This window comes from Shewanella sp. ANA-3 (assembly GCF_000203935.1).
Classification (GTDB): domain Bacteria; phylum Pseudomonadota; class Gammaproteobacteria; order Enterobacterales; family Shewanellaceae; genus Shewanella.
The window spans coordinates 538,826-552,111 of record NC_008577.1; the positions used below are offsets into that span (position 1 = coordinate 538,826).

Genomic DNA, 13,286 nt, shown 5'->3' on the forward strand with positions numbered 1-13,286 from the left:
TTCTTATGCCAGTCTAAATATGCCACAGTCCCCTAAATTGTTTGAGTTTTATAGTCGAAAGCTAGCTTGCCATATATGGGAAGACTTACACAATTACTCAATTATCCATGCTGCAATTCCTAGGGATGGTGTATTCCACTGACTGTTGGGTTGTTTTGGGGGACTTAAAGCATTGAAGAGTTGCGGATCTCCAGTTTCTGCTTGTTGGAGGGGGACAGCCCTAATCCTGTTTGATTTCTTTAATAAAAATAAAACCTAAATCAAAATCAAAGTCGTGGGGCTTCACCCCACCCCCGACCAAGGAGGACTGCTCGTCCTATCCTCCTTGGATGCTCCATGACGCCCCAACGGAGTTGAAAGCCCCTTGTGCTCATAGCCAAATTTGCTATCGCTTCCGAAGGATGCGTCCCTGCACCTGCGAAAGCTAGCTCGCCATCCATGGCGAGACTCACGCAATTTGTCTATTTGCCCTGCGGCAACTCCGAGGGGATGGCGTATTCCTTTGATTGTTGAGTTGTCTGTTGGTCAATTAATGCATTGAGGGATTGTGGATGTCTTGTTTCACCCTCAAATTTTCCCATTGACTTGGCTTGTAAAATGGCTACTTTACATCAAGCCAACACTTGTTGAATACAGAACTATTTTTATAAACAACATTAAGCTTGTGAACCACTTTAAACTCATCAATTGGGTGGGGATCTTCTCCAATCATATAAGTTGCTGTTGTTTCAGGAATTAACTTTCCATCTACTTCTACAGCGGCCTCATTATTAAACAGCACACCTTCGAAAAGCCCTTGGTAACCAGCCATGACATGGATTGCTACATTTAACTCTTCGGAGACCAATGCCTTCAATGGAATTTGTAAATTTGACTGGTCAATTATTTCGGCGCCACTTATTTCCATTAATGAGTGAATAATGTGACTTTTGGCTTTAGCTAAATAGTCTTTACTGTCAGACATATTTTTCTTTACAAAGGCAATAGCCATTTCCTTAGAAATAATGACTCGAGTGTTACCTTGCTTGTAATAAATGGCTGGTCGCGAAAATGAGTTCGCATGATGCAACATTTTTTTGCCTTTTATTGGGTAACTATCAACATCACATGGAGTAATATTAGCCTTCACGCAGGAAGAGAATAGGATTACTAAAGAAAATATAAGCTTACGCATTTTATGATATCCATTTAACGCTCGCATTTGCGGCTGCCGAAGCAACGGATAGGCAGTCCGATGGAAGCCACGCTTTTTGTGGCTGTAACGAATTTGATGGCCTTGTTAAATGTTGAGCGTAAGCACATGGTCCCGACCTTGATGGACATCTTTTAACCCCGATCTAAGCTCACCGTACTTATTGAAGTCCTTGGGAAAATAAAAATGAGCCGATCGTCCATTTTTCAGAACAATCTGGATTCTCTCTGTGGTGACAAGTCATTCTTTAACGTTGTTGTTGCCATCATTGATTTGGTCGTCACACTCAAAATAAACGTCATCGTCTGGACCTACCTCTGCGGTAAGCCTCCTTTGCCAAAGGACGAACTCACCGTTACACCTCTGAACTGCCACGGTGAGAGCATCATTTTCTACAGTTTCGATTTCGAGCTCGTAGACTTGTGAACATTTAACGCTTGATTAAGCGACAAAAACCACTTTTTTGTCCGTCTTCAATCTTTGGTTATGTCAATTTGCTTCGTATACTTGTATTCACATGAAACAACAGCGCCGCACAAACCGCTAAAAGCAAGCAAAGAAATAGCACTAACCAGGCTCCAAATACTCCCAATTATGGCTGCGCCACTAGTATCTGGAGTACTAAAAGACATTGTTATCCCTCCGCCTAAATCTTTCGTTATTGCTTCTGAACCGAGAAATGGAATAGCTATAATTAGAATAAATGTTTTTAAAAACAACAGGTAACTAAATATTCCCAACAATCTGGTAGCGAAAAGCAAGGGTTTCAAATTCTCAGATTTCAATCTTGAGTATGGGTAAAATTTCATTAAAAGTCCCTTTTAGGATAAAAATGTTCACTACATTGATGACATAACATTTTATTCGTGGGCATGCGCGTTTACCTCGCTAGACTAGTGAAAACGAGCACGGCTAACTATCTGTATGTAAAGAACTTATCAGCTTTCTATCAAATACGCCATCTGGAAAAACGCGCATGCGCGTTTCCAAACCTATTATCTACCTAATGAATTATATAAGTGACTAATTTTAATGTTCTTTATTTGAAATGAAAGGAGTTAACGAGCCACCAATTGTTAAATTTTCAGAGTCTAAGCTTGTAAGAAAGGGTTCAGATTACTGTCGGGTTGGCAAGATTAAGCACTGGCATGTAAGTGACCGTTGACGGCATGGATGCCGTCGTCGAGCCTATAGGGACATATTCACGGCGTGTCACTGGAATGACAGTGCTTAATCATTATTGAAGGTAATAAATTGAAATTAAATCAGCCATATATGGCTCGTTTTCAGTTGTTCGATTTCTCGCTGTTCTATAGGCAATAGCTGTGTTCGCTGGACTTATTGGTTTTTTAGAATAAAAAAATGCCGGACTACGGAAGAACATAGCCCGGCAAAGGGAAGATAGCGTTAGCTATAGGGCGGCTGGGGTTAACTCGACTAACCAAAGCGATTGGTTACTGCTGGTATCGGTTAAGCTCACTAAAGCGCGTTGATTACCTTGGCAAGATTTGCCTAACAAAGGACTGATGGTCATCGTCTGACTGCCACTAAAGGCAAAGTGCAGTGTGCCAGCGGTCGTCATATAAAAATCGCTGTTTACTTGGGCATTGCTAGTGACTTCGTTCAGGCTGATTTCGCCAATCACATCCCCCATATCATTCTCGGATACATTCTGCACCAGCATGTTGTAACGCGCGCCGCATTGGCCATTGGCGAACTCTGTGGTGCAGCGGTTTTGCGTGTCCGTGGCAAAGGTTACGTCAAATTGCAGCAGGCGATTGACTGTGGCGTCGTAGCTAAAGCCTTCGATATCCCGCACCGAGGTGATGCGTCCAAGGCTGGTACCTGCGGCGGAAGGCTTATCGACTAACTCTGTCACAAAACTGCCGACCTTATCTAAGGTGAAAGTACCGCCGTCTGGGCCATTTTCTGTGGCCATCATCTCGCCCCATTGGCTGGTGCTGATGGACGAAAACTGATGGGCGTCGGCTGACTGGGCATCATAGAGGCCATTAGGGCCGTCGGACTCGACACTGGCGGTAAACTTATAGCCACTGGCATCTTTGACGTAATGACCAAATTCCCCCGATTGCGCTTGGGGTGATTGCCCCTCATAGCTGTCGGAATTGGCGGTATGCACAATGGCATAGGCTTGATTGGGCAGGAAAGTCACAAAGCTGTCGTTATCGGTTTCGGGATCGTACACATGCCAGGTGCCGATTAACGCATCGCTAGCATCTTCGATACGCGTGAGTGTGATGCTTGACGAACCATTGTCTGTGAGGCTCAGTGTGAGGGTATTGAGGCTTACCATCGCCTTGTTAACGACACTACTTTCATCGTACAGGCCACCGGAACCATCGGATTGAGCGATGAGACTCACGCTGAAACTACCCGTCACGCTATCCCAAGTGTAATTTCCGTATTCGACCGAGGCTGCACCCTGATCGCCATCACCCGCATGCTCGTGGATCAATATATAACGGCTATGGTCGATAAAGGTCAGTATGTTGCTTTGACCTTCTCCTTCCGACAGCAGCCAGCTACCTAGCAGCAGATTACGATTGGAGGTATCGAAATGGTTAAGGGCTTGGGCTTCGCTGATCAGACTCAAACCCGAACCGAGGCTGGCAAAGGCGGTGTTGAGTTGGGAGTCAAAATCGGCACTGCTGATATCCAGTACGGTATTGGCGAGCAGATCATGGTGTGAGCTTTTGATCTGAATGCCATTTTCGACATCGCAGTCCTGATCTAAAGTCTGCAGCAATTGCAGGATATTTACCTTTGTGACCTCATTGCCCGCTGCAATTTCGGTGGGAGTGACGAGTGCGCTGGCAGCTGTGCTGGGAAACTGAATCGCGCCGACCGAAAAGGTGACTTGTTCCCCCTGTAAGTATTGAAACTCACCAATATCGCTGGTGGTGCCATCGGTTTGGCTGTCGGTTTGATAATGGATCCCGGCAACTGGGCTATCCCTAAAGATCCCGGTTAATTCGGCATTAGCATTGGTTTCACAGGTGACGAGGGCGGTTTCGGCATTGCTCTGGCTTAAGGTGCCGCTGCCATTAGCGACGGTACAGGTTTGTGCCGTTGGCTGCGTATTGACGGTAATGGCAAAGCTAACGCCTTCATTCTGCATATTCGAAAATGCAAAGGCCTTATCTGTGCCATCACTTTGAACAGAAAGCGTTTCTACTGTCTGGCCATTGGTTTGTAGGGTGAGTTTTAGGGTGTTGGTCAGCCCTTTTACTGTCCCTTTAATGGCAAATTGCTGGGATTCAATGGGGCTAGGATCTTCATCGTCATCATCACTGCCGCCACAGGCGCCGAGCGTGAGACCTAAGAGAATGGGAACCGTGAGTCGATAGATTGGCTTCATTATGTAAATTCCTTTTAGGCTACTGAGCAAATATCAGCAACAACTCGCTATCCCACATAGCGGGATGGTCGTTAGTCATCATTGGGGCTCGGGCGATAGCGATCGGCAGAAGGGTTCAGGTGCTGAACCCTGAACAAGATATAAATCCTCGGGAGGGATTTTGTCTTTGAAACTTATTGAATGTTTTTGAAAGTGAATAATATCAATAGATTGAAGCAAAATTTGCTGAGGTTGAGCGCGGCTTTACTCCACGCCTTCGTCGGCATAACGGATGAGTGGCATCAAGTGTTGATATAAGTCTTCGGCTTCGACGGCGATGTCCTGCGCGCCATGTTCCCGGGCTTTTTGCCTTAGCGCCTCAGAGGGCATGATGGTGTAGAGGTAAATGGGCGTGCTGATGCCGCGCTCGCGGATTGCCTGCATCAGTTTCAGACCGGCGAGGGGATCGGTGCCTCGGCCCATGTCGGTAATAATGGCATCGTAGCTATACAAACTCAGCAGTGTGAGTGCATCGCTGCTGGTTTTGGTGGTGTAAACCCCAATCTTTTTTTGCTCTAAAAACTGGCGCTCGGCCTGATTATTTTCTGGGTGATCATCGACCCACAATATGCGTGCTTTTACGTTTTGCGGCTCGGCCAACACTAATTGGCCGTTACGTTCAGCTTGATTGTGATAGAGCAGGGCAAGCACAGCGCTCGACAAGATACCAATCAAGATTAATCCCGGCAGGGTGAAATAGGGCTTTTTTTGCGCGGGTTGAAGTGTATTCGAGTTGGCTGCGCTGGTGGCGTTATCTGTTATTACGAGTGAGTGGTCTTGAGCGGCAAAACTGTTAGCGACGGCATCGGAGCGAATAATGGCGGCGACATCGGGGGAGAGCCGATACCCTCGGCCATGCAAGGTTTGAATAATGGGTACCTTAAGGCCCTCCACCTCGAATAATTTGCGGGTATCTGAGATTAATCTTGCGACGGACCAACTACTCACCACGGTATTGGGCCAAATATGTTCGAGCAAGCAGGCCTGATCGCAATGGGCGGGATAGGCGTCGATTAGCTTTGCGAGTAACAGGATAACGCGCTCGTCGCAGTGGAGCCTTTGGTTGTTGCAGAACAGGGTTCGGTTCTGGGTATCCAACACAAAAGCGTTAAAACAATAATGCATTCAGGTCCCTTGGCATCGAGTCATACTTTAGTTGTTAATTAATTGTATCAATCAATTCAAGCCAAACTTGGCCCTCGAGTCAAATGAATTGTCTGTGATTGAGCTCAAACTCGTGGCATGCCTTGGGCGCTTCTTCTGTTATACTGCCCCCTCGATTTTTTGGAGGCGAGAATGGACGTATCTTCTTTACTAGACGGCCTGAATGATAAACAGCGCGAGGCTGTCGCGGCACCGCAATCCAGCATGTTAGTGCTTGCGGGCGCAGGCAGTGGCAAAACGCGAGTATTAACCCACCGTATCGCGTGGTTAATGCAGGTCGAACAGCAGAGCCCTTACTCAATTTTAGCCGTGACGTTTACCAATAAAGCCGCAGCCGAGATGCGTGAGCGGGTGGAGAAGGTCGCTGGCACCAATATGGGGCGGATGTGGATTGGTACCTTCCACGGGTTAGCGCATCGTCTGTTACGCACTCACTTCCAAGATGCGGGATTGCCGCAGAGCTTCCAAATTCTCGATTCGGACGATCAGGTGCGCTTGCTGAAACGCATCCTTAAAAGTTTGAATCTGGATGAAAAACAATATCCCCCCCGTCAGGCGCAGGCCTATATCAATGGCAAGAAAGACCAAGGATTACGGCCCAAGCATATCGATGCGGGTGGTTTTCCGATTGAGCAAAACCTGCTGAAGATTTATCAGGTTTATCAAGAGTCTTGCGACCGCGCAGGCTTAGTCGACTTTGCCGAAATCCTGCTGCGTGCCCACGAGCTGTGGCTCAATAAACCGCATCTGCTGGCGCATTATCAGGAGCGTTTTAAGCATATTCTGGTGGACGAGTTCCAAGATACCAACGCCATTCAATATGCTTGGATCCGCGTGTTGGCTGGCCAAACCGCTAACGTGATGATAGTGGGCGATGACGACCAATCTATTTACGGTTGGCGCGGCGCTCAGGTTGAAAACCTGCACCGCTTCCTGCGGGATTTCCCGACGGCTACTACGATTCGCCTCGAGCAAAATTATCGCTCCAAGGGCAATATTTTGAAGGCGTCGAACGCCCTTATCGCCAATAACCCCGAGCGTTTAGGTAAAGAGTTGTGGACCGACGAAGCCGATGGTGAGCCGATTTCGCTCTACTGCGCCTTTAACGAAATGGACGAGGCGCGCTTTATTGTCGGCCGTATCAATGATTGGTACGAAAAAGGCGGCAATTTAAGTGACTGCGCGATTTTATATCGCTCAAACGCTCAGTCGCGTGTGCTCGAAGAAGCCTTATTACACAAAGGTTTAGCCTATCGTATTTACGGTGGCCTGCGCTTCTTCGAACGCCAAGAGATTAAAGACGCTATGGGTTATATGCGTCTTATCAGCAATAAAAATGACGATGCCGCCTTCGAGCGCGTGGTTAATACACCGCCCCGCGGCATTGGCGATCGCACCTTAGATATTCTGCGTTCGACCGCCCGTCAGCAGGAACTCACCCTGTGGCAGGCTTGTTTACGTTTGCTGGATGAAAAGGTGCTCGCAGGCCGCGCCGCCTCTGCGGTGCGTGGCTTTATGGATCTTATCGTCACCCTGCAGGAAGAAACTCAGGACATGGCGCTGTACCGGATGACGGACACAGTGATCCAAGCCTCTGGGCTTAAGGCCATGTACGAGGCGGAGAAAGGCGAAAAGGCCCACGCCCGTATCGAAAACTTAGAGGAACTCGTTACCGCGGCGCGCACCTTCGAAATGCCAGAGGAGCTTGAGGATATGGGCGAGCTTAACGCCTTCCTATCCCATGCGGCCCTAGAGGCGGGCGAAGGTCAGGCCGATGCCTTTACCGATGCCGTACAGTTAATGACACTGCACTCGGCCAAGGGGCTGGAGTTTACTATGGTGTTTATGGCGGGTGTCGAGGAGGGCATTTTCCCGAGTAAGATGGCGCTCGAAGAGGGCGATAGACTCGATGAGGAACGCCGCCTCTGTTACGTGGGCATGACCCGCGCGATGGAAAAACTCTATATCACCTATGCCGAATCCCGTCGTATTTATGGCCGCGAAGATTATGCCCGCCCATCGCGCTTTATTAAGGAAATTCCGCCGCAATATGTGGACGAAATTCGCTTAAAGGCGCAGGTGTCGACGCCGATGGCGAATAATCGCTTCAGTGCGCAAAAGTCGGCGGTCGCCAATGATACCGGCTTTAGCGTCGGCCAAAGAGTACATCATCCCAAGTTTGGTGACGGCAAAGTGACTAACTTTGAAGGCAGTGGTGCGCAGGCGCGGGTGCAGGTGAATTTTAGTGATTTTGGCAGTAAGTGGTTGGTGGTGGCCTACGCGCGTTTAGAGGCGCGTTGATTGGCATCAATGTCATGATTTTGTGACAGCTTCAGCCTGCGCAAATTCGCTTAAAAGGGGGCTAGGGTATATGATGCTTACCCTAGCAACCGAGATAAAAAATTAGGTTTGGGAGTAGCTAGTTAATGAATCTAAAGCAGAAGTGGGACGTGTATTCCCGCCTGACTCGACTCGACCGTCCTATCGGCACTTTGTTATTGCTCTGGCCCTGTTTAATGGCGCTGGTATTAGCAGCGGGGGGAATGCCCGATATTAAAGTGTTGATTATCTTTATTATCGGTGTGGTGATCATGCGTGCCTGTGGCTGCATTATTAACGACTATGCCGACCGCGACCTCGACTCCCACGTTGAACGCACTAAATCCCGTCCCCTCGCCAGCGGTGAAATCAGCACCAAAGAAGCGCTATTGCTGTTTGTGATCTTAGGGTTGGCCGCGTTTGGTTTAGTCTTACTGCTCAATGGTTTAGTGGTTAAGCTCTCTGTTGTCGGCATTATCCTCACCATTATCTACCCCTTTACAAAGCGGGTAACGAACATGCCGCAGATGTTTTTAGGCGTGGTGTGGAGCTGGTCGATTCCCATGGCCTATGCGGCGCAAACCGGTGAAGTGCCCATCGAAGCCTGGTGGTTATTTGCCGCCAATTGGTTCTGGACTGTGGCTTACGACACCATGTACGCCATGGTCGATAGGGATGATGATTTAAAGGTCGGTATCAAATCGACCGCCATTCTTTTTGGCAAGTACGACCGCCAAATCATTGGATTATTCCAACTTGCTGCGCTGCTGTGTTTTATCGCCGCGGGTTGGAGCGCCGACCGTGGCCTGCTCTATGGTCTAGGACTGCTTACCTTTGTTGGTTTTAGCACTTACCAACAGATGTTAATTTTTGGCCGCGAAAGAGCTCCTTGCTTTAAAGCCTTCCTCAACAATAACTGGGCGGGATTAGCACTGTTTGTTGGTTTAGGCGCCGATTACCTGTTTTAAGTTTCCCTCTCCGTTTGTATGAGTGCTATCAGGCGTGTCGCCTGATAGCCGCTCAAAACTCATAAAAAACCTGCTCAACATTCAACTCATTGACTCGATGCGGTCTTTATCTGCGGCGGCAGACTCGTCGAATCTAGAGCTTCAGAAGCTTTGGTCTCAGAAGCTTTGGCCTCAGAAGCATGAGTCTCAGCACATTGGTAAGCATTGCCCATCATGGTCACTGAGCCTAAAAACTTAAGCGGTTGATAGAGATAAACTGTATCGGCACCGAGTGCATGGCTTTTAATGCGTAGCTCGTTGAGTGTGCCCCACACCATATCCCTATCACTGTGTAACCAATAGTCATAGAAATGTCCCTGTGAGCCAATGACTGTGCCTTTATAGGTACAGTTTTCGATGGCGGCAGAGTTTTCCCATAATATTTTAACCTGTGCCGACTCCTCGGTTGGAAAAGTCACACATGCGGTCAAATTTATACCGAGTAATAACAATAGTATTGCACGAAAATTCATTGATATATTGCTCAATTCCACAATTGAATAAAAATGGAATAATTAAATCCGACTTTCCGCACCTGATTTAGGAATAAATTTGCCGATACCGTTCGCCTAACACGTCGAGAATGATCTGCTGGTCCACTGTGAGTCCTGTGACTTGAGGTGGCGCCTCTCCCAACTGGTACTCGTGCACCCCGCCAAAGCGTAAAAAAATCCACCGCGCAGTCGGTTTTTGCGTGGGTTTCTTTTTCATGTCCGCCACACTCCGGTTCTGCTCTACTAAGCCCTGCCGGATCCGGTGCTCCAGCGCCGCATAAATCATCAGGCTACAGGTCATCACCATCAGCAACGCTTCGATACGTTCCGGTTTTTTAAGATATAACGAGGAGGTTAAAAATTCGGGACTTTTCAGAAACCTAAAACCACGCTCGACATTCTGCTGGGCTTTATAGGTAGCCAACAGCTCAGCCATGGTGAGCGTTTCACTGTGATCATTGGTCGCGAGGATGAACACCCCTGTCTGGTTGCGCGCCTCAGCCACCCGCGCCAAGCTACTTGCGGCTAACCCCTTGATGTGAAATTGGTAGTTCACCGGCATTTCACCCTTTTGGGGCCTTCCGCGCCCTGCATAGATAGGTTCACTCACGACTTCTGCTTCTAGTTGCAGCAGATTTAAGCTGACAGCAAAACGGGCTAATTCAGCCTGCGCATCGGTCTCGCAGGCAAAACGCTGGGCACATAATTTGTTGAAGGCTTTCAGTTCACGCGTGCTGTCTTTCAGTAGGTTTTTGGCTAATGTTTGCTGCTCACGGTGGCTGGCCTGTTCGCTGCGCACCAGCAACCAACGCTGCGCGACGTCGGCATAATTGGCGCTTTGCCAACAGCCATGATAGCCATTGCCCAGCGCAACCAGCGACTGGGTGCCAATGGTTGCCACGGCTCGCTTGGCTTCATTGAGGGTGACAGGCACACGAGTCACGAACAACTGTTGCTGTTGTGCCAGTAGTTGCAAGGTGTCGGCGCAATACAGCGCCGCATCGCCGACCAGATAACGACTCTCCTGCGCGGCCTTGAGACTGCTCAAGTGGCGCCGTACCGTCTGGGCAAAGGCCTTGGTATCATTAATATTACCACTCAAGGCTTGCATGTAGATGGGCAGGCCGGCCTGATTTTCACAGATAAGCTCCAGGATAACCTGGTTTAGCTCTGGCCGATGGTCGCGGCTATAGCCCCGTACCAATTGCAACTTACCGAGCTGCTCGCCATCGGCTTGGTCATAGGCGCCATCGACGTGGAAGCTGGTGATATCGAGGTGTACTGCAGTACTTTTGAGCCCCAATCGTTCAACGACCTGCTCCGCCATCACCTGATAAAGCGTGCTGACATCGGCCTCAAAGAGGGCATCAAGGCAGCGGCCGAGCACATCATCATTGAGGTCATCGGCACAGATCCCCGGGCCAATCAGGCGTTCTACAGGCTTGTTGGCAAAGAATTGCGGGAACATGTGCAAGGTCGAACTATGAAAGCCAAGACCGTTCAGTATCATCGCCACCAACGCTTCACCATGTGAGACTTTGTAGGGCGGCGTTTTGGGTAGCACCGCATCAATCATGCGAGCAATGCCGAGTTCTTGGCAAAGTGCAGCGACCAAACCAAGGTGGTCGAGGTTACGGATAGAGATAGCGGGAGCGGCCATGATGAATTACCTGCAAAAGAGAGTAATAGATCAGAATGACCGATCGCCGTCAAGTTTTTTAAATCGAAAATTAGGTGCGGAATGACGGTTAAATAGGTAAGTCTTACTTGCGACCTAATACTTTAATACCCGCTTTACTGCGGTCGGAATTACCATAAACTTCAATTTTTTTAACGCAGCGACGTGCTCCGAGGGATTTCCATTCGCTGTGCTCATCCTTTTCGAGCTCAGTATCAAAGCGGACGGTGCGAGTTTTATCATCCCCATAGGTCACCACGACGCGATCTATGCTCACATCTCTTTCTGCTTTGATTCTAATGTGTTTGGCTTGGCGACAGATGATAAGTGGGATGATTGCTGGGTGGTCACCAATTCCGAGTAATAGGGTGCGGCCTAAGGTGATCTTATCGTCCTTATCATCATTTTTTGCATAGGCAACTGACGTGGTAAACATCAGTAGTAAACAGATAATAAGTTGGTTGATTATTTTTGTCGAAAATAGACGGGTTTTTAATAACATATAGCCTCCAAAAAATGGGGCCGGATCATAAGTGATTTAAATATGCTGAAATAGTTTTTTAATTAGCTAATGCGGCGAATATCACGGGATTTTTTATAAATAGTCGGTAAGTGTTTTTTATCTTGATACAAATGTAATTTCAATTTTGACGATATTATTTTTGTTTTTAATTAGGCTGAAATATCCATTAAATGATGACATTTTATCATCTGCTTAACACTGCCAAGTTTTGCTGCTTGGCTAAATGCTGTAATTGGGATGCATTTTTCTGGTAGATTGTAACAACTCGCACTCGGCTCGGTCGCTTATCGCCGCATTAGCTGTAAGCAAACAAGCACGAGTCGCTACAGGATTTATTCAATGGAGGTGAAGTATGCCGTGCCGACTAACACAATTGTTTGGGATCCAGTTTCCGATTATTCAAGCGCCGATGGCGGGCGTGCAGGGCAGTGCACTGGCGATTGAAGTATCGCAGGCGGGCGGATTGGGCTCCTTGCCCTGCGCTATGTTATCCCTCGAGGCACTAGAAGCTGAGTTAACCGAAATCCGAGCCAACACCACTAAATCTATCAATGTGAATTTCTTTTGCCATAGCGAGCCTTTACCGCAAGCGGCCAAGCAAGCGGCTTGGCTCGAACAGTTAGCACCCTATTTTGCGGAATTTAATCTCGACCCAAATGCGCAGCCTGCTGGCGCCCAGCGCACACCCTACAGCAAGGCGCAGGCTGAGGTGTTAGCCAAATTTAAGCCCGAGGTGGTGAGTTTTCATTTTGGGCTGCCCGATGAAGAATTGCTGCTGGAAATCAAATCCTGGGGCTCAAAAGTTATCTCCGCGGCGACCACAGTCGAGGAGGCGCTCTGGCTCGAGGCTCGCGGCGCCGATGCGATTATTGCCCAAGGCTTGGAGGCGGGTGGGCATAGAGGGCACTTTTTATCCGAGGATTTAACCGAGCAGCAGGGGACCTTTAGTTTATTACCGCAGGTGATTGCGGCTGTCGATATTCCGGTGATTGCCGCAGGTGGCATTGTCGATGCCACCACAGTGCGCGCTGCCATGGCAATGGGGGCTTCGGCGGTGCAGGTGGGGACAGCTTATTTACTCTGCCCCGAGTGCAACACCAGCAGCATTCATCGTGAGGCGCTGCAAAGCGACGCTGCGCAGCATACGGCACTGACGAACTTATTTTCTGGTCGACCCGCCCGCGGCATAGTGAACCGCTTTATGGCCGAAATGGGGCCGATAAATGAGGCCGTGCCAGATTTCCCCTTGGCATCCTCGGCGGTTGCAGGCTTAAGAACGGCAGCGGAGAGGCAAGGATTTGGAGATTTTAGCCCGCTATGGTGCGGACAAAATGCCAGTGGTTGCCAAAACATTCCCGCAGCCGAGTTGACGCGGCAGTTAGCTTTAGGCTTGATGGGGTCATTATCTGGCTGATTATTTTTAATTCAACCTTGTCTCCATGGCCGTCGCTCCCCATATCACCACTAAGCCAATTGAGGAGTTTGGTGTTC

The 13,286-nt window shown here is 48.7% G+C and carries 10 protein-coding genes; 3 read left to right on the plus strand and 7 right to left on the minus strand.

Annotated elements, in window-relative coordinates; all coding sequences use genetic code 11:
- Positions 1-601: 601 nt before the first annotated feature.
- From SHEWANA3_RS02455 to SHEWANA3_RS02475, 4 genes are all read right to left on the minus strand, one after another.
- The gene (locus tag SHEWANA3_RS02455) at positions 602-1,174 is read right to left on the minus strand and encodes a hypothetical protein (RefSeq protein ID WP_041412525.1); all 573 of its coding nucleotides are present in this window, start codon (positions 1,172-1,174) and stop codon (positions 602-604) included.
- 491 nt (positions 1,175-1,665) lie between these two features.
- A complete protein-coding gene (locus SHEWANA3_RS02465) occupies positions 1,666-2,001 on the minus strand; it encodes a hypothetical protein (protein ID WP_041412527.1) in 336 nt (111 codons plus the stop codon).
- A 602-nt stretch (positions 2,002-2,603) separates the two neighbouring features.
- On the minus strand, positions 2,604-4,571 hold the full coding sequence (locus SHEWANA3_RS02470) for a hypothetical protein (protein WP_011715675.1): 1,968 nt from the start codon (positions 4,569-4,571) through the stop codon (positions 2,604-2,606).
- A gap of 243 nt (positions 4,572-4,814) precedes the next feature.
- Positions 4,815-5,735, minus strand: a complete 921-nt coding sequence (locus SHEWANA3_RS02475) for a response regulator (protein WP_011715676.1) — start codon at positions 5,733-5,735, stop codon at positions 4,815-4,817.
- A 171-nt stretch (positions 5,736-5,906) separates the two neighbouring features.
- Between SHEWANA3_RS02475 and uvrD the strand changes: the two genes are divergently transcribed.
- On the plus strand, positions 5,907-8,075 hold the full coding sequence (gene uvrD, locus SHEWANA3_RS02480; protein WP_011715677.1) for a DNA helicase II: 2,169 nt from the start codon (positions 5,907-5,909) through the stop codon (positions 8,073-8,075).
- A gap of 125 nt (positions 8,076-8,200) precedes the next feature.
- Complete coding sequence (gene ubiA / locus SHEWANA3_RS02485; RefSeq protein ID WP_011715678.1) at positions 8,201-9,061, plus strand: 4-hydroxybenzoate octaprenyltransferase; 861 nt, start codon at positions 8,201-8,203, stop codon at positions 9,059-9,061.
- Positions 9,062-9,147: 86 nt separating this feature from the next.
- Here ubiA and SHEWANA3_RS02490 read toward each other — a convergent pair whose 3' ends face one another.
- The 3 genes from SHEWANA3_RS02490 to SHEWANA3_RS02500 form a co-directional block, all read right to left on the minus strand.
- Complete coding sequence (locus tag SHEWANA3_RS02490; protein ID WP_244096593.1) at positions 9,148-9,519, minus strand: DUF4156 domain-containing protein; 372 nt, start codon at positions 9,517-9,519, stop codon at positions 9,148-9,150.
- A gap of 121 nt (positions 9,520-9,640) precedes the next feature.
- Positions 9,641-11,254, minus strand: coding sequence for an IS1634-like element ISShes12 family transposase (locus tag SHEWANA3_RS02495; protein ID WP_011715680.1), 1,614 nt, complete (start codon positions 11,252-11,254; stop codon positions 9,641-9,643).
- A 103-nt stretch (positions 11,255-11,357) separates the two neighbouring features.
- Entirely contained in the window at positions 11,358-11,774 is a 417-nt protein-coding gene (locus SHEWANA3_RS02500) for a DUF2541 family protein (protein ID WP_011715681.1), read from the minus strand.
- 373 nt (positions 11,775-12,147) lie between these two features.
- Between SHEWANA3_RS02500 and SHEWANA3_RS02505 the strand changes: the two genes are divergently transcribed.
- Positions 12,148-13,209, plus strand: a complete 1,062-nt coding sequence (locus tag SHEWANA3_RS02505; protein WP_011715682.1) for a nitronate monooxygenase — start codon at positions 12,148-12,150, stop codon at positions 13,207-13,209.
- Positions 13,210-13,286: the final 77 nt, after the last annotated feature.

Bases quoted from the DNA above. Each gene is read 5' to 3' on its own strand.
- SHEWANA3_RS02470 (WP_011715675.1), bottom strand. From the start codon at position 4,571: ATGAAGCCAATCTATCGACTCACGGTTCCCATTCTCTTAGGTCTCACG.
- SHEWANA3_RS02500 (WP_011715681.1), bottom strand. From the start codon at position 11,774: ATGTTATTAAAAACCCGTCTATTTTCGACAAAAATAATCAACCAACTT.
- SHEWANA3_RS02475 (WP_011715676.1), bottom strand. From the start codon at position 5,735: ATGCATTATTGTTTTAACGCTTTTGTGTTGGATACCCAGAACCGAACC.
- SHEWANA3_RS02465 (WP_041412527.1), bottom strand. From the start codon at position 2,001: ATGAAATTTTACCCATACTCAAGATTGAAATCTGAGAATTTGAAACCC.
- SHEWANA3_RS02505 (WP_011715682.1), top strand. From the start codon at position 12,148: ATGCCGTGCCGACTAACACAATTGTTTGGGATCCAGTTTCCGATTATT.
- ubiA (WP_011715678.1), top strand. From the start codon at position 8,201: ATGAATCTAAAGCAGAAGTGGGACGTGTATTCCCGCCTGACTCGACTC.
- SHEWANA3_RS02495 (WP_011715680.1), bottom strand. From the start codon at position 11,254: ATGGCCGCTCCCGCTATCTCTATCCGTAACCTCGACCACCTTGGTTTG.
- uvrD (WP_011715677.1), top strand. From the start codon at position 5,907: ATGGACGTATCTTCTTTACTAGACGGCCTGAATGATAAACAGCGCGAG.
- SHEWANA3_RS02455 (WP_041412525.1), bottom strand. From the start codon at position 1,174: ATGCGTAAGCTTATATTTTCTTTAGTAATCCTATTCTCTTCCTGCGTG.